The following is an 18,028-nucleotide window of genomic DNA, read 5'->3' on the forward strand; positions in this document are numbered from 1 at the left end:
CAATCAGAATAGTTGGAACCGGACCAACACCTTGGCCGCTTCCTCTATCGGGGGCAATGCGGCACCTTCGGGCAGGTGCGCCGGAAGCGCCTGCCATGCCTTCCCGAGGTTGCCTTGCGCCTCACCCTTCATCAGGCGCAAGAGTGGCAACACCCAAGGCGGCGCAGCGTTCTCCGGCAGCGCTTCCGGCACCGTAGGAAACGGCAGATCGAACAGCCCATCGGTGTCAGCATCCAGCGGCGGCAGGTCGATGATGCGAGCTAGCAGCGCATCAAACGCACGGCCCGGCAGGGCGGTGGCGTGATAGTAGAAGCGCCCGCCCTGCCTCACCCGCGCCCATCCTTCGGCGCTGGCCTTGCGCGCGATGGCCTGCCTTGTCGGCGGCAGACCGGGCAGGCGCAGGGCCTCCAACTCTGCCGCCTCATACCATTCACGGAAGGCTGATTCCTGACGGACCACGCGCAGGAGAAGCGCTTCCAGATAGGCCACCCGCCGATTGACCAACGCCCAATCATCGGCAGGGACCGTTACCACCAACGGCAGGTCGCCTGTCATGGCCTGCCCTCACCCTGCCTTGGCGGATGGCGTGGCGTCCTGCGCCTCGACCGTCAGCTTTGCCGCAACCTTGGCCACCGCCGATTTCCGCAGGTTCAGCGCCTGCGCGATGATGCCCGGCTCCACCCCGTCGCGCAGCTGCGCTACAATCATGGCCTCGCGCAGCTCGGTGGCGGTCGGTTCCTGACGGTCCAGTCGCTCTGCCTCGTTCACATTCTGCATGATTTCGCGGATTCTCGCCGCTGCGGCGTCCTCGACCTTTGCGCGCGCTTCATGCTCCATGCCGGGGTGGAAGGCGGGAAGCACCATCATATCGGACGGCAGGCCATGCCGCGCGCCATCGGCAGTAATTTCCTCTGCGGCACGGACCCGATCAATCAGGCGAGACACGCCGCCCTTGATGTCCTCAAGATCATCTATCTGGCGGCGCAGAAGCTGACCGATGCCATAGCCGATGAGAGCCGAAACCCCGCCAGCAGAGCTTTCGTGCATGGCGTCAATCAAGAAATTTAAGGCGCGCAAGGCATGATAGGTATCATCGACCTGCGTGTAGAAGTCGGACAGGCTGGGGCCTTGGTCCGCAGATGATATGCCGCTATAACTGGCCTCAGCCATTGTGCGATCTCCCTAATAGACCGTGCTTCGGTTAGGCCCGAGTGGGAACTTCCACCTTCCCCTCGGGCTGCTTTGGTGTTAACACGACCGCATGAAGCCGTCAATTCGTGATAACGCGAAACGCAAGAAGCGCCCCGCTGAGACAGGGACGCTTATTGGCGTCAGGCTTCAGGCTGACCTGTTATCTGCTCTGGAGGCGGCGGCTGTGGCCGCTGGCGATGAACCGAGTCGGCCTGAAATGATGCGGCGGATCGCAGTCGCCTACCTTCGGGAGCGCGGCTATCTTCCCAAGCAATCCTGACATTTCACCGGCACATGTCAGGCGCGCGCCACGGGTGTTCGTGAACTCGCCGCCGGGAAGGTCTTGAGGGCACGCACCGCCTACCTTCCAAGCTCGTCAGGTTGATCGCAACGGATCAAACCCCGGTAAATGGGGGCGGTCGGGCCGAAGCCGCCGCCCCCTAGAGTCGATCAGAAGATCCGAGATTCTGCCTGAGGAGAACCCGGCGCGAGTCGGATGGCCGATGCCCCCAAGGACCGGCCATCCTTCCCGTGGTGTCTTCGACCTCTGGCAACAGGCGCAACCCGAGGTGATCAACCAACACGCAACGCGCATTTCCAGCCCCAGCATGTAGGCCGTGCGCCTATTCAGCACCGGCAACCCCTTGGAAAGGCCGGACAAGTGTCCAACCGCGCAGGCCTGTAGACAGGACTAACGTCCTCTTTAAGTGGCAAATTCGCGGGGGCTTGCGACATGGGGCGGCAGACGATTCACGAGTATTTCGAGCCTGACAGCTTCTGCCGCACGGTGCGCGACATGTTCGGCGCGGAGCTTCTGCGCCAGCTGCGCTTGAAGCTGGGCGGATTGGACATTCGGTTTCCCAAGCCGCCCAGCGTCATGGCGGATGACCACTTTCTTGTGGTCGCATTGGGGAGTGAGAGCGCGCACAAGCTGGCGCAGGTCTTTTCCGATGAGCCGGTCTACATTCCCAAGCTGTCTCTGGAAGAACGCTATCTGACGCTTGTCGATGAAGGTCTGACGACCCGAGAAATCGCGCAGCGCCTGGACAAGTCCGAACGTCAGGTGCGGCGATACCTGTCAGGACTTGGCATCAAGATCAGCCCGCTACAGCGGCCCCGCAAAGCAGGACGACCGCGCGCATCCGGGCAGTTCGGGGAGGCCCACGCCCTGATCGCCGCCGAATAGGCCCGCCGAGCAATCCTAACGGGGGTCTAACAGGGCGAGCGCCCCTTCCGGCACCCAAGACCGCCCAAAACACGAACCCCCGTCAGAAACGGCGGAAAACAGCCCCAAAGGAAACAGGCAACAATGACCACCCTCAACACCCGCAGCGCCCGCGTGATCGACCCGGTTCTTTCCGGCATCGCACAAGGCTATACCCATGCCCAGCGTGTCGGCCACGTCCTTTTCCCTGCCATCGAAGTGATGCAACGCGGTGGCAAGGTGATCGAGTTCGGGCGCGAAAGCTTCTTCGACTACAAGGCCCGTCGCGCGCCGGGCGCGGATGCGGTGAACATCCAGTTCGGCTATGAGGGCAAGCCCTACAGCCTTGACCAGTTCTCGCTGGATGTGCCGGTGCCGCGCGAACATGCCGAAGATGCGCAAGCGGTGCCGGGCATCGACCTCGGCAAGCGCGCGGTGGTCACCGCCATGGACAGCCTCACCCTGTCACTGGAAATCGAACAGGCCGAGCTTGCATCAAACCCCACCAACTATGCAGCAAGCAACAAGCTGGCGCTGGCGGGAACGGCACGGTGGAACCAGACGGCAAGCACCCCGATTTCCGACATCGAAGCCGCAAAGGATCAGGTGCGCAAGGCCTGCGGTGTCGAGCCGAACCGGATGGTGATAAGTTCGGCGGGCTTCAAGGCTCTGAAGTATCATGCAAGCATCGCCGAGAAGTTCAAATACACCACGGCGGACAGCATCACGGCCAAGATGCTGGCAAATCTTCTGGAACTGGATGAGCTTGCGGTGGGCAAGGCGACCTACGTTGACAGCAACCTCCCCGGCGCTCAGTTCAAGGAAGCTTGGGGCAACGCCGCCATTCTGGCCTACGTCCCGACACAGGACGCCGCGCTTGAGCAACCTTCCTTCGGCTACACCTATACCCTCAAGGGCCATCCCTTCGTGGAGCCGCCGCGCTGGGAAGGTGGCAAGCGGTCTTGGATTTACGGTGTGACCTATGAGCGCAAGCCCGTGCTGACGGGCATCGCCTCGGGCTTCCTGTTCACCAATATCGTCGGAGCCTAATCATGGCCGGACAAGCAGGCAAATATGGTCCCATTGAGGTTTTCCGGGCTGGCACCTTCAAGCCCATGGGCGGCGCGGCGCAGACCATCAGGGAAGCGGACCTTCGGCAGATCGCGGCGTCCTATGATCAGGAGCTTGCCCCGGCGCCGGTGGTGATCGGCCATCCCGAGGTGGACGCTCCGGCCTTCGGCTGGGTGGAACACCTCTATGTGGAAGGTGGCATCCTGAAGGCCACCCTTCAGGACACGGTGTCAGAATTTGCCGATGTGGTGAAGGAAGGCCGCTACAAGCGCGTGTCGATCGCGCTGTTCCTTCCGGGCAGCAGCGCCAATCCCAAGCCCGGCAACTTCTATCTGAAGCATGTCGGTTTCCTTGGCGCGACCGCGCCTGCCGTCCCCGGCCTCAAGCCTGTGAAGTTCATGGGCGGTTCGGCAGACAGCCTGACCTTTAGCCAGGACAAACCGGGCGCGGCCTCCTTCGCCCAGGATGACGAGCTGGTGCGCCTGCGCCGCAAAGTGCGGGAGCAGGAATTGGAGGCGCTGATCAATGATGGCCGGGTGCTTCCGGTCTTCAAGGGCGAGGTGCTATCCTTCGCGGCCAGTCTGGATGACAACGAGACTGTCAGCTTTTCTGACGGTGGTGATGCTGTCACGCGGAAGGACTGGTTCATGTCCTATCTGGCCCGTCAGCCGAAGGTGGTCAGCTTTGGCGAGATGGACCTTGGGTCCGACCCGTTTGGCGGTCCGGCGCAGCGCCCGGCCCACAAGGTTCCTGACGGCTTCACCGTCGACCGCAGGAACGAGGCGCTGTTCGCAGCGGCGAACCAGATGGCCAAGGAGAAGCGCATCAGCTTTGCCGATGCTGTAGACTTGGTGATTGATGGGCAGAGATGAGTGGAATGAACTGCTGTCGACGGCGAGGAAATCCCGTGACCGAATTGTTTGCGGCATCCACGGGGAACTGCATTGGCGGGCGGTCGCTGCGATAGGACTAAGTTTCTGCGAGAACTTTCCCTGCCTGTCCCCGAATCTGGCACTTGCGTTTGGTATGCTGCACGACTGCCGCCGCCAGAACGATCACTTTGATCCTGGCCACGGCCCGCGCGCCGCAGAACTCGCTCGGCATTCCGATGTGATCAGGTCGGCCCTGACGTCAGACGAGGTTGAGGCGCTCGCGGTCGCCTGTGAGCAGCACGACAAAGGGACTGTCAGTAGCATTCAACAAATCGGAGCCTGTTTCGACGCTGACCGCTTCAATCTGGTGCGGGTTGGAATCATGCCTGATCGCCGTTTCTTCTCTCTGCCGTGGTCGCAAGAACAGTTCCATTATCTGGTGAATCGCGCAGCTGCCCTGAGCCGTGATCCGCCCGAGTGGGAGGAACTGTTCAGCAAGGTGCTGATGCAAGAAGATACCAGCGCTAGCGAGGCGGCACTGCCAACTTACTCCGGCAGTATGGATTTCAGCGGTGCGCTGGCCGGACAAACCTCCCTCTTTGAACGCCGACCGGAGGAAAGCCTTTCAGTAGCAGAGTCAGAGGTAGCTCGGAAGATTTTGGCATGTGCCAATGGTTCCTCGCTATATCACGGTGGCAAAGGCGGTCTACGGCTAGGAGACAAGCTTTTGCCATCGCGCTTAACCGGCAACGACCCGCGCGGATGGGCAAAGCTGGCATACTGCTCGACCTCTGTGCATGTCACGGCAGACCTTGATATAGCCCGAGAATATAGCAAGATTAGAATTTCCGGTGGTGCAGTGTATCGCGTCATTCCGGTCGGTGATTTGCGTGTAAATCCTGCATGGATGCGAGCCGCCGTATCTGTGAGCGCGCGCCCAGACGTTCCCTTCCCAGATGTCCTCAAGGTGCAAGGATTGGCGGCATGGGTATGGCGTATCTATCCGGCCCTAATGTGCGACTCCGCGATTGTCGCGTGCGTTGAGGAATAGTTACCCCGTCAGGAAGTTTTCCGAACCTGACAGTTTCGCAGCGCCGGAAACCTGCCCTTGGAGATCGGCACAAAATCCGTGACTTAACCCACTAATACACCACACTTTTTTTGCCGATAGGCCACATCAGGAAAGGTTTCCGGCGTCAGGTCGGAAACCGCACCAGTAGTTCCGAAACTACATAGCGGGTCTCCGCTTGCGCATAGCGGCTAACCAGTTGATTTATTGTAAATTATTTCATCTTCTTTATCCATGCTCCAGTTTCGGCACCGATTTCCGAAACCTACCGGCCCCAAGCTATCGGCCAGCCTGCGCGAAGCGCATTATTGCATCCCCTCTACGCTGATGAAGCCTTTCCGCTTCAATACGTTAGCCGATGCGGGCCGATGTCGATCACATGCAGGTCAGGTGTCGATTACCTGCGCGCCCGGTGACGTCTTTTCACGCATTTTCAGCCGCGAACTTGCATCGCCACCACGCGCCATAATTTCAGGATTTCCACGCGATCCCAACATCTTAACCCGCTCTAAGTGGGTTTCCGGCTCTGTCCAGAAGCTACCACCCCCCTACAGCCCCAAAAGCAAATGCCCCCTGCCTTTCGGCAGAGGGCGCTACAGCGTCAGCCCGTTGGATAAGCAGGCCTGCTGCTGGTCCCGATGTTGTTCACGGAGGCTCGGTTTCCTATCTCCGCCGGGCGCTAAGGCACTAGCCCGGACCCTCTGTGTGCATGGGACACTAGCGAGGGGTCTCTATTCAGGCGCACCCTTGCACCTGTTGCACATTCGGACACTGACCACATGCTCGGACCAGAACGGTCGGGAACAGGTGACGCAGATTCGCCAACCGACACGACGGATAAAGCGCGGCGGGTTGTGGTCAATGTCGTGAACTGCCTCCCTTCGCTTGCCGCCGTCCCATTTCCACGGGGTCGGCTCGCTGAAACCCGCACTGAACCGCTGCGCTGCCGCCGCTGTGGTGCTGGCTGCGCTGCTGGTGCCGCTACCCCGGCCACCTGTTGCAGTGCGCGGCTGGTGCAGTGGCTGCGCTGGCTGTGCTGGTGCATCCGCGCCCCTCCATGCCGCAAGCCACGCAGGTTCATCGGTTGCCATACTGCGGCTGACCGTTGTTGTGGTAACGGAAGCCGCTCCACAGGCGGTCACGATGCCATTTCAGCACGGCTTGCAGGAGCATCGGCCCGTCAACCTTGTCCAGCTTGTCCGCGCCAATGTCAGCCGTCACCTTGTCGGCAAAAGCGTCCAAGCTGCCGAACGCCACCTCGAAGGGTGACTTGGGCGTGACCCGCGCGGCTTCCAGCTTGGCAACGCGGGTCAGGAGGGAGCGGACGTTCGCCACTGTGGTCAACCCCTCGCAGCTTCCAGCGCAGCAACCTTCGCTTCCAGCGTTTCCACCAGCTCGGTCAGCTCCAGGACGCGCTTGCCCGTGGCAATCCAAAGCTCAGTCAGTTCTGCGAGCGTCTTGGCTTGGTGGTCCAGTGCGCGGTTTGCGCCCATGGCGGTCATGCCCTTGGGCTTGGGTTGTGGTCGCATCATTTCAGTTCTCCCATATTGATCAGTAAATTCATCGCGTCGTTGCGGATTGCCGCGTCGGGGCTGTTCAGTATCGCGCGGCGACAGGCGTCCACGACAAGCTGGCGCAGCTCGGCTTCCTCTGCCGGGGCCAAGTTGGCGAACAGGTCGTCTGGCACAAAGCCCATCGCCTGCGCCTCTTGCAGCGACAGGCACAGCACCTTGATCGTGATCGGTCGTGCGGGTCTGATATGCCGGGTGAAGGATTTGGCGAGGGACACCGCGTGGTCAAAGTCGCCAATCGGCTGCACCGTTACCGCCCGACCGAACAGCGTCGTGATAACGAACACATCGCCGGGGCTGGGCGGAAGGGCGACCACGCTATTGCCGCCCGAACCCCAAAGGTCGTGTTGCGAAAGCAGGGTCATGCGCCCACCGTCTTCATTTCGAGGGTCTTCACCCGCAACTCCAACTCCTCGTTCATCCGAACCGTGGACAGGGCTGCAATTGCGTCGATGATCTGTTTGCCAATGTCAGGGGCCACCGCGCCCGCCGCAATCGCCGCCAGCACCTGCTCAACCTGCTGACTGATGGGTAATGCGGGGTCGAAGTGGAACCGCACCCGCTCGCTGTCAGCTTTCAGCGGTGCCATGACGCGCGACAACACGAGGGTTGCAGCGCCCGAGTCGCCCTCAAGCGCCTTGGCGATTTGCTTCTCAAGAATGCCGCCCACGTTGTCCATCAACATGCTGGTGATCTTGGTGCGGGCGACCCCAAACTCAGGCTTCCGACCGCTCGGGTTGGGACTTTTCATGCCCTTGTGCCAGCCGGGGTTGCCCCGCCCATCACCGGGCGGAGGGTTGTGGTTCTTCAACCACTCAGGTTCATCGGGAAGGTTTTGCTGGTCCATTGATCAGACCCCACCGAACGCCTTCTTGGATGCGTTGGCACCCTTCCGGATCATCTGAACCTTCCGGTAATCGCCGCCGATGGCAGTCTCCACCTGCTTGAACAGGAGGGGCGAGTTGCGGTCCAAATGTTCCTGCGCCGCTTTCAGAGCAGCCAGACGCCGCGCTGTCTGTGGATCGCGTGCCTCATGGAACATGCGGAGGAGGACCGCTTGGGATTCGGGCGTCAATCCGCTCAGATAGGCTGGCGCGCCCAAGATTGCGGCTGCGCTGGAAAAATCCCGCCGCCGGATGCAATCTGTGACAAAGCCCATTGCCGCACCGACACCTTTCAGCCCGCGAACATGATCACGGATTTCCCGCGAGATCGCACTGTTCGCGGCGGATGACTCAACAGGTTCGGTCAGCGCCTTTTCCAGAGCGGCAATATTGTTGCCAACGACCGTGTTCGCGCGGTCGAAGGCACGGGTGGCCGTCTCCAGCAGCGTGTCGGCAAAGTCAGCGACCTTCACGATTCGTGCGTTTTCGTTCATCGTCGTGTCCTGCGCCGCTGCCTCCCTTGCGTCGTGGATTCGTCCGACAACCGCGAGCGCCGTATCGAAGGCATCAACGACAGGTCCGAACAGCGGTGCAGTGTCGTCGTCGTAATGCGGGAGCGCCCGCACGTTTGCACTGTCGAACGAGGGAGTCACCCTCGTATCCGGTGTCCTCTTTTCGTCTGCCATTTTTACCCTCGTTTGTGACGTTGAAGCTTACGAATTGCTGCAAGGGTAGCGCTGAAAGCAAAAACATCACAAGCGAAAGTTTATTGCGATCAATTACTTAGGTCTAAAACAAAGCCCTTGAACGCTTGACTAGGCATTAGCGGGTCGGTCCTTGACCTGCATTCCAGCCGGACCCATGTGCACTTCGGGGGCGTCTTGGACAAAAGGTGAACGTGATGGTTCGGGAAATGATGAACGACATTGGACAAGGGTATGCGCTGATCGCGACCCACGCAGGGGCGAACCTCTACACGGTGACGACCGACCCCGAGGGGGCAACATACACGGGCGTGACGCTTGACGAACTGGCGCAGGTTTACCGCCTGCACTGGGACAAGGTCACGATGGACATGATGCCGATGGACTGGCCCAATGGCCCACCGGACCTGTCAAGCGACCTGCTGTAGCGTCGCTGGGCCGCTGTCAAGGCGGACGGTGAACGTTAGCTTACTGGCGCGGCGATCACTTCGCGCAAAATGTCAAATATAACGGAAAACTTGGCAAAATCATTTGCATCACCATTTGCACATAGCCAATCGCACAGATTTCGCTTCTCGTTGCGATTAACCTTCCACTTCTCTGGAACCTCTATCTTTTTCCCGCGATCCGTGGCTGTATGGGCGCTCGTTATGTCTATGAAGGCGGGCTTAAAATTAGCCGCCTTCCTAATAGTATCATCCGAAAACAGGTTCTCAATGCCACAGTCAATTGAGTTAGGCTGCTGGGGTATCATCCGTCGAAACATTCGCCCCTTGCTTGAATCTTGCTTCTTGGTGTCGCAGTCATATAACAGAATCCACTTCTGGGAGAGAGTCAGATGGAAGTGAGATTTGAACGCATTCCACAAATTATCCATGTGAGGAAAACCCACTCCATCGACAAGTTCAAACTCTCCAACTAATTCCTCTTCCCCTAACATTTTTGAGGCAGCTTTGATATAGTCAATATCAGTGGCGCCCTCCAAATAAACCGTAGGCCGCTTACTCTGTGACACCTTGGCAGCCACTTCGTCTCGAAACTTTGCACTATCCTGCATGTGCCGAAAGGCGGACTCAAACTCCGAAAACTGCTCCCCAGATATTGCTGTGGCTTTGGGAAATTCAATCAGCTGCATCCCGTCCGCAGAAAAGACCTTTTCCATTCCCATCACAAAGAGCGGTGAGTGAGTTGTGACAATGAACTGCAGTTTTGGGAACATTCTTATAAGATTTGGCAAAAGATCATGTTGTAAATCGGCATGAAGGTGGAGGTCAATTTCATCAACCACAACTATACCACTGATTTCTCCTAAAGCTGGCGAGACTGCGCCACCCAAATCAATGTCTCTTATGATGCTGAGAAACATGTCGAGTAGAATTGTTTGACCAGTAGAAAGTCCGAAAAGATTGGAAACAACTAATTCACCGTTTACCCTGACTCCTATTTCTCGCGCATTTCTTTGCCCGACGAACCAACCTATGGGGCCAACTCCGCCTATTATCAAACGGACTATGTTTTCTACCGAAGTTAAGATATTTGAGGCGGGGCCGTTTCGAAGAACATGTTCTCGAAGTTGCTGGGAACCGTCTGCCACTGGTGCCAGAATCACCTTTCGCTCAATCGCAAAAGAATCATATATCAAATCAAGAAGCCAATTTCGGATTTGCATCATGGGTGCGTAAATAATTGTCGGCCTATTGGATAGGTTTTCATAACGCCGCATCGAAGGATATTGGGCGCGACTCTTGAGGTTGATTTCGTTCAGCCAAGCAGGCTCCTCAAATCTGTTCGGCGGAAAAAAGAGATGGGTGTCTTTCGAGAGCGTCGTTCTTAAGTCTTCAATTCTTGATAGAAAGTTACTGTTGTAATGCGAGAGCATACTTGTGCCGATCTGGTCCCACTGAGAGTAGGTCGCAATCGCTTCAGTAAACTCTGATTTTGGCTTTAGAAGCTGTGCTTCCGACACAAAGAATCCGCCGGTGAACGTGACCTCTCCGGTTGAATACTCCGCGCCGTGGCGAACGTATCCAGGACTACGCAGTTTGTATACTTTGCCCTTTTCTACATCTGGGTCGTCAAATATGGCTCCATTGGCAGCAATTATGGCGCTCACAACGTGAGAGATTGCGATGCTCTTTCCCGATCCATTCTTGCCGACGATGATTAGGGGCTTCGGACTGCCGTCTGGGTTAAACTGGCATGTTACCAACGCTTCAGAGATGGGTCCGGAGTTGGTTAGATGCAGTTTTTCCAGATACATTATTTTGGACTCCAGAGGGCGCTGTTGGTTCGGGTAGAGCTAAGCATAAGATTGCGTCACTCTTAGTTGATTTCTCTTCGCTGTAGAAGCTTCTTTGGGAGGAGTTTCGCAATAGATTGCCGTGGTTCGGCTTACACTAGGCTTGCACGTCGTGGCGACAGCAAGGCAGAATTGAACGATTCTAGCCAGTTCAGGGCTTCGGCTCTTTGAACAACGGTCAGCGGCTCGACCCACAGCGGCGCAGGCTGGCACTGCCACCAGCGCGAGCACTTGCGCGGGCAAGCGTGCGGGCCACCGCCCGCGTGCGCGTGTAGGGCGATTTTGGGTGGCGCGGCGCAGCGTGCGCTGCGTAGCCTACCCCCTTATACCCCCACGCAGGGTGCGCCCTTGTAGGGCGCCCTGCGCTGCCTGCGCATAGTAGCCAGCGTGCGCAGGGTGCGCAGGGTGCGCCACTCACCCCTCATCTGGCTCAACCTGACCCTCCTGCTCGTCTTGCGGCACCTCACTTTGCGGCGGCACGACCCGCCAGCGTTGCGCGTTTTTGCGCTGATGGTTCTTGTAGGTCTCCACCTCAAGGACGCCTTCCCTTTGCAGGCGCTGGACAACGCCCACGGTCTCCGACGCTGCCCGCTTCGCCCGCTTCAAAGCGACGGGGAACTTCGGGTCATGCTGCAACACCGCGTAGGGTCCGTTCGGCGCGTTCGGTGCGTTCGAGGCGGTGATGTATTGGCCTCGCTCGTAATGCTCCTGAATGAGCTGGGCAATCACAGGACCATGGTTCGGTGGCGGGGTGCTGACGCGGGGTCCGGGCGCAAACTGCCCGCCGAAGGAGGCCAGCGGTTGCCACACGCCGTAGTTGGCGTTCGTTAGGGCAAAGTCATCCAAGGGCTTGCCGTCTTGGTTCTTCATCACCCGAAGGACGTAGGTGCCGGTCGGCTCCATCTTTTTCGTCTCGTCGTTCTTCTCGTATTCAGCCTGCAACCATAGACGGCGGCGGCTGGAGTTGTGCCACTGCCCGCTGCCAGCATAGCCATCGTCGTTTGACACATGCCCTCGCGCACTGGCGCGGTCGATATGCACCATCAGCAGGACGCCAACCTTGCGCTTCGGATGCGCCGTCCGCAGGAGTTTGATGAACGCCCGCACCTCGCGGCGGACGATCTCATTGCCGTCGAACGTGTCGGAGGCACCATCGACAATCACAAGCTGCGGGTCGAACGCCTCAACCATCTTGGACAGGTTGAGAAAGTCTTTTGTTCCGACAGTCTGCTTCACCATGTAAGGCTTCTCGCCGCTGCCAACGTCAACAAAGGTCTCACCGAACAACGGATCGACCTCGCTGGCGTCAAGGACGAGCAGGTTCTTTTTCACCGACGCGTCGTCATAACCCGCCTTGTCAACGATGGTTCGCAACCGGCGCGTCAGGCGTTTCCGACTGTCTTCCGCCGAGTAGTAAAGCACGCGGTTCTGCCGGGTCTTGCACCCAAGGATCGGTTCACCAAGCGCCACGGCGCAAGCCATTTGCAAGGCGAGGAACGACTTGCCGATGCCACCATGCCCGCCCAAAAGCGTCACGTCTTCATCCGCGACCAGCCCCTCCACAATGTCGGGCACTTCGGGATCGTCCTCGCCATCCCAGTTTACCGTCATGCGCCCAAGCATCTGCGCCGGGGTCTCCTGGGGCAGCGCCGGAAGCTGTGCAGCACCGCTGGCAGGATTGACCCATCCGGCATCCTGCGCCTTCTTGATGACCGACTGCCAACCCGTGCGGTCGCAAGACAAGTCGTCCCACTTCTTCGGGTCGATGCCCGGTCGATATTCGGCTGAGGTCTGCGACCAGTCCAGCCACAGACCCCTGCCAACCTCGCCCAACTCTTTCAGGGCGTGCCCGACTGACACCCAAAGCTGGCGGTCATCTGCCCGCAGGTGCGTCAGCGCCGACCGCAAGGTTGAGACGGTCTTGGCGTCAACCTGCACAACCTCGACGGGCGCACCACTGCTGGCAGTCGGTGCGCGACCGAGGGCATGGCGAGGCGCAAGCTGCTTTTCGACATGGGGCGCGAGGTCCATGAGGCTGCCGTCATCCCGAAGTGCGTTTTCGGTGACGGTGAAGAACCGACCTGATGAATAGGCTTCGATCCCAGTCGGGTTGGAACCAAGCGGGGCAAACTGCCTGCCATACCCGATGATATGAATGCCAGCGCCGCTGGGGCTGTATTCGGCATAGGCGTAGGCTTGACCCTCGCCTCGTGCCCAAACGTCGGCAAGGTCGTGCAGGCGATTGTCCACAATGTCGTCAAAGTCGATCCCCTGCCAGTGCCAGCCCGTCCCGTCAGGACCAAGCGCGAACGCCAGACCCCATCCGTCGCCACGCTGCGCAAGTGCAGCTTTGGCAGCGTCATAGGTGGCGAGGTTCGCCCAGTCTTCGGGCGTGTCGGTTGTGCCGCGATACCCGCCGTTGACGTAACGCGGCACCTTGCGAGGCTTCTTCTCCGAGTCAGGGTTGGGCACCGCCTCCCAAAGCAGCCAGCGGGGAACCCCCTTCATGACGGCGTAGGTGGCGAATTGTGTCGCTTGCGGACCTTCGGCGGTCTGCCCCATGCTGTGAGTGTTCATCAACGATACTCCCAAGCACATCCGAGAGGGTCCGGGGTGGCAACCGGCCCTTTTTCGTGCGTGGGCTTTTGACGGGCTAGCGAAATGCAGCCCGCCCCGAAATTCAGAAGCAACTTCATTCCGATGCGCCCCCTGCCCGTTTGACATCGGGTCTAAGGGTCGCCAGCGCCGCCGTGTAATGACTGGTGCTGGCATAGAGGCGTTGTTCAATAAACGCGGCCACGTCGCTGCGGCGATAGCGAATGTGGGCTTGAGACGCGGTGCCCAGCTTGACGAACTTGGGGCCCTGCCCCTTTTGCCGCCACAGTTCCAGCGTGCCCCGCTTGATGCCCAGAAGCGCGGCAGTATCCGCGCTCGTAAGGAGGTCGTTAGGATGTGTCATGATGTGCAGACCTGCATGGGGATGATCGCTGGACGCTTCCGCATTCAACGAGGCCGCATCCCCCATGGGCTGCTACTTATCGCACATCTGACCGACTGGTGTTATGCCGTCGGCGCTGCATCACGCTCAGATGGGCAGGCAGGTGCAGCATTGCACAGCCATGCTGCGTCGGGCAACCGAGAACTGCACTCGGATACGAAACACACTGTCCCAGAGTGAAACCCGAAAGGGGCGATAGCCGCCGCGCTACAGCCACTATCCCGTTTCGCGCCACCCACACGGCGGCGGGTAGCGAACCCCGGCTGCTGCCGGCAATTTTCGGGGGGATACGCGGCAGTCAAGCGCGCTGAACCAGCGGCACCACGTTTGCCCCGGCGTTAACCGCGCCCTTCTGCTCGATCCAAGCCCCGATTGCCTCAACCTCGGGTTGAAGCCAACGAAGGTCCGTCAGGTCAAGATACGCCCTGCTCGTCACATCGGATTGATCGGGTTTATGCCCAATGAGCAAGTCCGTCCGAAATTTCTCGATACGGCATTCCCGCTGCGAGATATTGGAGAACGTCTTGCGAAGCCCATGCGCCCCGACGATGCGCCCCGCCACCTTGTCCACCAGTTCCAGCGCCCCGCGCGGATCAACGATGTGCCCGCCCTTCCCACGGCTCGGAAAGATATGGTCGTTTCCGTCAACCCGCTTGCAGGCGTCAAGGATTGCGACCGCTGCGGTTGACAAGGGGAACCGCGTCGGCTTGCCCTGCTTGCGGTCATCCGCGAACCAATAGCTCTTTGCGGGGTCGTCGCGGTCGATGCACACATCAGACCAGCGAAGGCTGGCAACCTCGGATCGGCGGGCACCCGTGACCATCAAAAACAGCACGAAGTTGATCCCGGCGAAAATATCGCCGTTTCGGGCTGTGATCCGTGCGTCGTGTAGCGCATTCCAGACCGCCCCCACCCTGTCGAAGCTGACATAGCGGTCGGTGCGATCACCAGCCGGTGCCCAGTGACGCTTCATAGCGGCAACGGGGTTGGTGGAAATCAGCGGCGACCCGTCGGCAAGCTGGTGCTCGTCGGCGGCGTAGTTGAGCAGGATGCGCAAGACGACCATGGCAGAGTTGGCGCTGGCAGGTGCCCCGCCCTTCACCTTCTTCCCGGGCAGCCCGTCGCGGGCAAGCTGGGCGTGCTTCTCCTTCACCATGTCGCGGGTGACGGCGACCACGGGCTTGTCCTGCCAGTCGGCAAATACCTTCGTGACGTAAAACTCATACCACTTGCGGGTGGATGGCTTGAGCGCGCCGGGTCGGCTGACATAGCTGTCATAGACCTGCTTCAACGTGACCCCCTCGGTCACCTTCTGCTGGCGCTCCGCCTCCTGCTGTTTCTTCACCTCGCGCGGGTCAACCCCCATGCGCATGGATCGGAGGTGTTCACGGGCAACGTCGCGTGCCTGATCTACGGTGAACACACCATAGGGGCCGATGGTGATGCGGGCGGCGGGCTTCTTCGGGTCGGTGCGCCCCTGAACGATGAAGGTCAGCTTGCCTGTGGGGGTGCAGCGAGCGCCGAAGCCTTTCACCTCCGTATCCCAGTGCAGTTCGTCAGCGGGTCCGGGCGTCACCTTGTCGATGTAGCTCTTCGTGAGTTTCAGGGGCGGGTGTTTGCGGGTCGGGTCGGGCATGGCGGCAGCTCCTCATAAGCAGATCAACAGCACCAGCGGTCGTGCTGCGAAATGCTGCATAGGGCTTATCACATCGGCCAAGCAACTGAAATCGCTATGTTTTCCGTATGCTATAGGGCTGCTTCGGGCTGCATAGGGCTGCGTCAGGTCGAGCTGCTGGATACTGTTAATCAATTGGTCGTAGGTTCGATCCCTACCGCCGGAGCCAAGAAAACCAAGGGCTTAGCTTAATCGCTGGGCCCTTTGTTTTTTGGCGCGATCCACTATTTGGCGCATTTCTTGATGGTCCGTTACTGGCGCATGAGTGGCCGATTATCCCGTGCGAACCAGAACCCTTTCTCACCCCACCTCATCCGTCCACACCCGGAATCCGGTCAGCACATGTGGGCCGAAGGAGTTGACCAACGGCACGTCCGCGGCGTCGCGGCCGCGGGCGACCACGATGCGGCCGATCCGGCGAACGTTGTTGCGCGGGTCGAAGGTCCACCAGCGGCCGCCCAGAAACACCTCCATCCAGGCGGCGAAATCGCCCGGGCCGGTGGGGGCCACACCGATATCGCCGAGATAGCCGTTCACATAACGCGCCGGGATGTTCATCGCCCGGGTCAGGGCGATGGCCAGATGGGCAAAATCGCGGCAGACGCCCTTGCCCTCGTGATAGCCGTCCCAGGCTGTGCGGGTGGAGCTGGCCTCCATATAGTTGAACTTGATCCGGCGGTTGACAAAATCGCAAATCGCCTGCACCCGGGCCCAACCGGGCGGGGTTGCGCCAAAGGTGTCCCAGGCGATCTGGCTCAGCCGGTCGGTTTCGCAATAGCGGCTGCCCATCAGGTAGACCAGCGTATCGTCAGGCAGGTCGCTGATCGGCACTTCGGCGGCGTCGGGTGCATAGGGGTCGAGCTGGCCACTGTCGCGCAGCGTGCAATCTGACGAGAAGGTAATGCTGCCCGCCGGGGCGACAAAACGGCGGCAAAGATTGCCGAACAGGTCGAAATAGCTATGGATCGGCACGGGCGGATTGGTGGTGATCATCTCTGGCAGCGCCAGATCGGCCAGCCGCTCATGATGTGGGGCGACGAGGCAGACCAGCGGCGTCGGCCTTTCACAGGTGACGGTGATTTCGTGGCCAAAACGGATCAGCATGGGGGGTCCCTCGATTGCGAATGCCGGACGCCTGCAGGTCAGGCTGCGCGGGGCAGGAAGAAAGCCTGCGGGATGCAGGGCAAGGTGACCATCCGGCCTCCCCATCCCCATCGGCTTTTGCCGGGGTATTGGCCCCGCATCCCACGGGCATGCAAGCAAACATGTCATCATGCAAGGAAAATGGGCGAAACGCAGATGACGCCATGGGCTGGTCAATATGAACCGATCAGCTCATATTGACGCAATCGTCAGATTCTGGCAGCGTGAGGCAAAGCGGGCCCCCTGCCCGGCTGTCATCGGGTTCTGCCATGCGCGCCTGTCTTCTGACCACTGCTCTCATCGCCCTGCTGCCGTTGCATGGCAGCGCGGAAACACCCCTTGCCGTCGAAATCCTCACGGCGCATGTCACCACCGACCGCCATGAGTTCACCCTGACCGGCACGCTGGCCGCGACCGACAGCTATCCGGCGGCGTTTCGCAGCGGCGGGCGGGTGATTGCGGTGGCAGTCGAGGTGGGTGACCTTGTGGCCAAGGGGGCGGTGCTGGCGCGGCTGGACCCGACGCAGGCCGAAGCGGCGCGCCGCGCGGCCGAGGCGGTGCTGGACGGGGCAGACGCGGCGCTCTGGCAGGCGGGTCTGGCGCGTGAACGGGCGGCGGGGCTGCTCGCACGCGGCACCGGCACCCAGGCCGATCTCGATGCCGCGACCGAAGCCTGGACCTCGGCCCGGGCGGGGCGCGATCAGGCGGCGGCGGCGCTGGAAAAGGCCCGCCGCGCGGTTGAGGATTGCACGCTTCTGGCCGTCGAAGAGGCGATCGTCACCACGCGCCGGATCGAGCCGGGTCAGGTGGTGAGCGCCGGGCAATCTGCACTGGAACTGGCGGGCCAGACCGGGCGCGAGGCGGTGTTTCTGGCCCCTGACGGGCTGGAGCTTGAGGAAAATCTGGGCCTCAGGGTCATCCTGTCGCCACTGGATGGCCCGTCCGACCTGCAGCTTGATGCCGAACTGACCGAGGTGTCGCCGATCGTGGCCGCCAATGGCACGGTGCGGCTGAAAGCGCGGCTGGACGATCCGGCGGGCGGCGGGCTGGCCATCGGGGCGCCGCTGACGGGCCGGGTGAGCTTTGACGGCCCGGCGCGGATCACCCTGCCGTGGACGGCGCTGACCTCATCCGCCGCAGGCCCGGCGGTCTGGACGGTGGACCCTGCCACGATGACCGTCACCCTGACGCCGGTGGAACTGTCGTCCTACGGCAATGACAGCGTGGCGCTGCAATCGGGGCTGGCAGAGGGGGCGCAGGTCGTCGCCGCCGGCAGTCATCTGCTTTATCCCGGGCGGGCCGTCGTGGCCACGACCGCGCCGTGACCCCCCTCTTCGCCGGAGCCCT

General features: G+C 60.4%; 18 protein-coding genes. 6 read left to right on the plus strand and 12 right to left on the minus strand.

The window, feature by feature from the left end; all coding sequences use genetic code 11:
• Window positions 1–3: 3 nt before the first annotated feature.
• Together HS053_RS07450 and HS053_RS07455 are read right to left on the minus strand one after the other, a co-directional pair.
• Window positions 4–555, minus strand: a complete 552-nt coding sequence (locus tag HS053_RS07450) for a DNA-binding protein (protein WP_174210600.1) — start codon at window positions 553–555, stop codon at window positions 4–6.
• 9 nt (window positions 556–564) lie between these two features.
• Window positions 565–1,170, minus strand: coding sequence for a hypothetical protein (locus HS053_RS07455; RefSeq protein ID WP_174210601.1), 606 nt, complete (start codon window positions 1,168–1,170; stop codon window positions 565–567).
• Window positions 1,171–1,924: 754 nt separating this feature from the next.
• On the opposite strand from HS053_RS07455, the gene HS053_RS07460 reads away from it, so the two are divergent.
• The 4 genes from HS053_RS07460 (at window position 1,925) to HS053_RS07475 (ending at window position 5,389) form a co-directional block, all read left to right on the plus strand.
• Window positions 1,925–2,377, plus strand: a complete 453-nt coding sequence (locus tag HS053_RS07460) for a helix-turn-helix domain-containing protein (protein ID WP_174210602.1) — start codon at window positions 1,925–1,927, stop codon at window positions 2,375–2,377.
• A 123-nt stretch (window positions 2,378–2,500) separates the two neighbouring features.
• The gene (locus HS053_RS07465; RefSeq protein WP_174210603.1) at window positions 2,501–3,445 is read left to right on the plus strand and encodes a major capsid protein; all 945 of its coding nucleotides are present in this window, start codon (window positions 2,501–2,503) and stop codon (window positions 3,443–3,445) included.
• A gap of 2 nt (window positions 3,446–3,447) precedes the next feature.
• Window positions 3,448–4,338, plus strand: a complete 891-nt coding sequence (locus HS053_RS07470) for a hypothetical protein (RefSeq protein ID WP_174210604.1) — start codon at window positions 3,448–3,450, stop codon at window positions 4,336–4,338.
• On the plus strand, window positions 4,325–5,389 hold the full coding sequence (locus HS053_RS07475; protein ID WP_174210605.1) for a hypothetical protein: 1,065 nt from the start codon (window positions 4,325–4,327) through the stop codon (window positions 5,387–5,389). Before HS053_RS07470 ends, HS053_RS07475 begins: the two co-directional genes overlap by 14 nt.
• A 1,095-nt stretch (window positions 5,390–6,484) precedes the next feature.
• Here the strand turns inward: HS053_RS07475 and HS053_RS07480 are convergent.
• From HS053_RS07480 to HS053_RS07500, 5 genes are read right to left on the minus strand one after another with little or no spacing between them, the layout of a single operon-like run.
• Window positions 6,485–6,742, minus strand: a complete 258-nt coding sequence (locus HS053_RS07480; protein WP_174210606.1) for a hypothetical protein — start codon at window positions 6,740–6,742, stop codon at window positions 6,485–6,487.
• A gap of 5 nt (window positions 6,743–6,747) precedes the next feature.
• On the minus strand, window positions 6,748–6,909 hold the full coding sequence (locus HS053_RS07485) for a hypothetical protein (RefSeq protein ID WP_174210607.1): 162 nt from the start codon (window positions 6,907–6,909) through the stop codon (window positions 6,748–6,750).
• A gap of 26 nt (window positions 6,910–6,935) precedes the next feature.
• Window positions 6,936–7,343 (minus strand): hypothetical protein, encoded by a 408-nt coding sequence (locus HS053_RS07490; RefSeq protein ID WP_174210608.1) that lies wholly within the window; start codon window positions 7,341–7,343, stop codon window positions 6,936–6,938.
• A complete protein-coding gene (locus tag HS053_RS07495; protein ID WP_206677593.1) occupies window positions 7,340–7,825 on the minus strand; it encodes a hypothetical protein in 486 nt (161 codons plus the stop codon). Before HS053_RS07495 ends, HS053_RS07490 begins: the two co-directional genes overlap by 4 nt.
• A 3-nt stretch (window positions 7,826–7,828) precedes the next feature.
• Window positions 7,829–8,548 (minus strand): hypothetical protein, encoded by a 720-nt coding sequence (locus HS053_RS07500; RefSeq protein WP_174210609.1) that lies wholly within the window; start codon window positions 8,546–8,548, stop codon window positions 7,829–7,831.
• A gap of 215 nt (window positions 8,549–8,763) precedes the next feature.
• Between HS053_RS07500 and HS053_RS07505 the strand changes: the two genes are divergently transcribed.
• The gene (locus HS053_RS07505; protein WP_174210610.1) at window positions 8,764–8,994 is read left to right on the plus strand and encodes a hypothetical protein; all 231 of its coding nucleotides are present in this window, start codon (window positions 8,764–8,766) and stop codon (window positions 8,992–8,994) included.
• A 35-nt stretch (window positions 8,995–9,029) separates the two neighbouring features.
• Here HS053_RS07505 and HS053_RS07510 read toward each other — a convergent pair whose 3' ends face one another.
• From HS053_RS07510 to HS053_RS07530, 5 genes are all read right to left on the minus strand, one after another.
• Complete coding sequence (locus HS053_RS07510) at window positions 9,030–10,826, minus strand: AAA family ATPase (RefSeq protein WP_174210611.1); 1,797 nt, start codon at window positions 10,824–10,826, stop codon at window positions 9,030–9,032.
• 453 nt (window positions 10,827–11,279) lie between these two features.
• Window positions 11,280–13,442 (minus strand): AAA family ATPase, encoded by a 2,163-nt coding sequence (locus tag HS053_RS07515; RefSeq protein WP_174210612.1) that lies wholly within the window; start codon window positions 13,440–13,442, stop codon window positions 11,280–11,282.
• Between the two features lie 115 nt (window positions 13,443–13,557).
• Entirely contained in the window at window positions 13,558–13,890 is a 333-nt protein-coding gene (locus HS053_RS07520; RefSeq protein ID WP_241699789.1) for a helix-turn-helix transcriptional regulator, read from the minus strand.
• A 271-nt stretch (window positions 13,891–14,161) separates the two neighbouring features.
• On the minus strand, window positions 14,162–15,499 hold the full coding sequence (locus HS053_RS07525) for a tyrosine-type recombinase/integrase (protein WP_174210613.1): 1,338 nt from the start codon (window positions 15,497–15,499) through the stop codon (window positions 14,162–14,164).
• Between the two features lie 339 nt (window positions 15,500–15,838).
• Window positions 15,839–16,642: a transglutaminase-like domain-containing protein gene (locus tag HS053_RS07530; RefSeq protein WP_174210614.1), complete on the minus strand. Its 804-nt coding sequence runs from the start codon at window positions 16,640–16,642 to the stop codon at window positions 15,839–15,841.
• Window positions 16,643–16,950: 308 nt separating this feature from the next.
• Between HS053_RS07530 and HS053_RS07535 the strand changes: the two genes are divergently transcribed.
• A complete protein-coding gene (locus HS053_RS07535; protein ID WP_174210615.1) occupies window positions 16,951–18,006 on the plus strand; it encodes an efflux RND transporter periplasmic adaptor subunit in 1,056 nt (351 codons plus the stop codon).
• Window positions 18,007–18,028: the final 22 nt, after the last annotated feature.

The sequence above is a fragment of the Tabrizicola fusiformis genome (assembly GCF_013328815.1).
In the GTDB taxonomy this organism is placed as follows: domain Bacteria; phylum Pseudomonadota; class Alphaproteobacteria; order Rhodobacterales; family Rhodobacteraceae; genus Fuscibacter.

Excerpts from the sequence above, each read along its gene's own strand:
- HS053_RS07450 (WP_174210600.1), bottom strand. The coding sequence starts at position 555 with ATGACAGGCGACCTGCCGTTGGTGGTAACGGTCCCTGCCGATGATTGG.
- HS053_RS07455 (WP_174210601.1), bottom strand. The coding sequence starts at position 1,170 with ATGGCTGAGGCCAGTTATAGCGGCATATCATCTGCGGACCAAGGCCCC.
- HS053_RS07460 (WP_174210602.1), top strand. The coding sequence starts at position 1,925 with ATGGGGCGGCAGACGATTCACGAGTATTTCGAGCCTGACAGCTTCTGC.
- HS053_RS07465 (WP_174210603.1), top strand. The coding sequence starts at position 2,501 with ATGACCACCCTCAACACCCGCAGCGCCCGCGTGATCGACCCGGTTCTT.
- HS053_RS07470 (WP_174210604.1), top strand. The coding sequence starts at position 3,448 with ATGGCCGGACAAGCAGGCAAATATGGTCCCATTGAGGTTTTCCGGGCT.
- HS053_RS07475 (WP_174210605.1), top strand. The coding sequence starts at position 4,325 with ATGGGCAGAGATGAGTGGAATGAACTGCTGTCGACGGCGAGGAAATCC.
- HS053_RS07485 (WP_174210607.1), bottom strand. The coding sequence starts at position 6,909 with ATGACCGCCATGGGCGCAAACCGCGCACTGGACCACCAAGCCAAGACG.
- HS053_RS07490 (WP_174210608.1), bottom strand. The coding sequence starts at position 7,343 with ATGACCCTGCTTTCGCAACACGACCTTTGGGGTTCGGGCGGCAATAGC.
- HS053_RS07495 (WP_206677593.1), bottom strand. The coding sequence starts at position 7,825 with ATGGACCAGCAAAACCTTCCCGATGAACCTGAGTGGTTGAAGAACCAC.
- HS053_RS07500 (WP_174210609.1), bottom strand. The coding sequence starts at position 8,548 with ATGGCAGACGAAAAGAGGACACCGGATACGAGGGTGACTCCCTCGTTC.
- HS053_RS07505 (WP_174210610.1), top strand. The coding sequence starts at position 8,764 with ATGGTTCGGGAAATGATGAACGACATTGGACAAGGGTATGCGCTGATC.
- HS053_RS07510 (WP_174210611.1), bottom strand. The coding sequence starts at position 10,826 with ATGTATCTGGAAAAACTGCATCTAACCAACTCCGGACCCATCTCTGAA.
- HS053_RS07515 (WP_174210612.1), bottom strand. The coding sequence starts at position 13,442 with ATGAACACTCACAGCATGGGGCAGACCGCCGAAGGTCCGCAAGCGACA.
- HS053_RS07520 (WP_241699789.1), bottom strand. The coding sequence starts at position 13,890 with ATGGGGGATGCGGCCTCGTTGAATGCGGAAGCGTCCAGCGATCATCCC.
- HS053_RS07525 (WP_174210613.1), bottom strand. The coding sequence starts at position 15,499 with ATGCCCGACCCGACCCGCAAACACCCGCCCCTGAAACTCACGAAGAGC.
- HS053_RS07530 (WP_174210614.1), bottom strand. The coding sequence starts at position 16,642 with ATGCTGATCCGTTTTGGCCACGAAATCACCGTCACCTGTGAAAGGCCG.
- HS053_RS07535 (WP_174210615.1), top strand. The coding sequence starts at position 16,951 with ATGCGCGCCTGTCTTCTGACCACTGCTCTCATCGCCCTGCTGCCGTTG.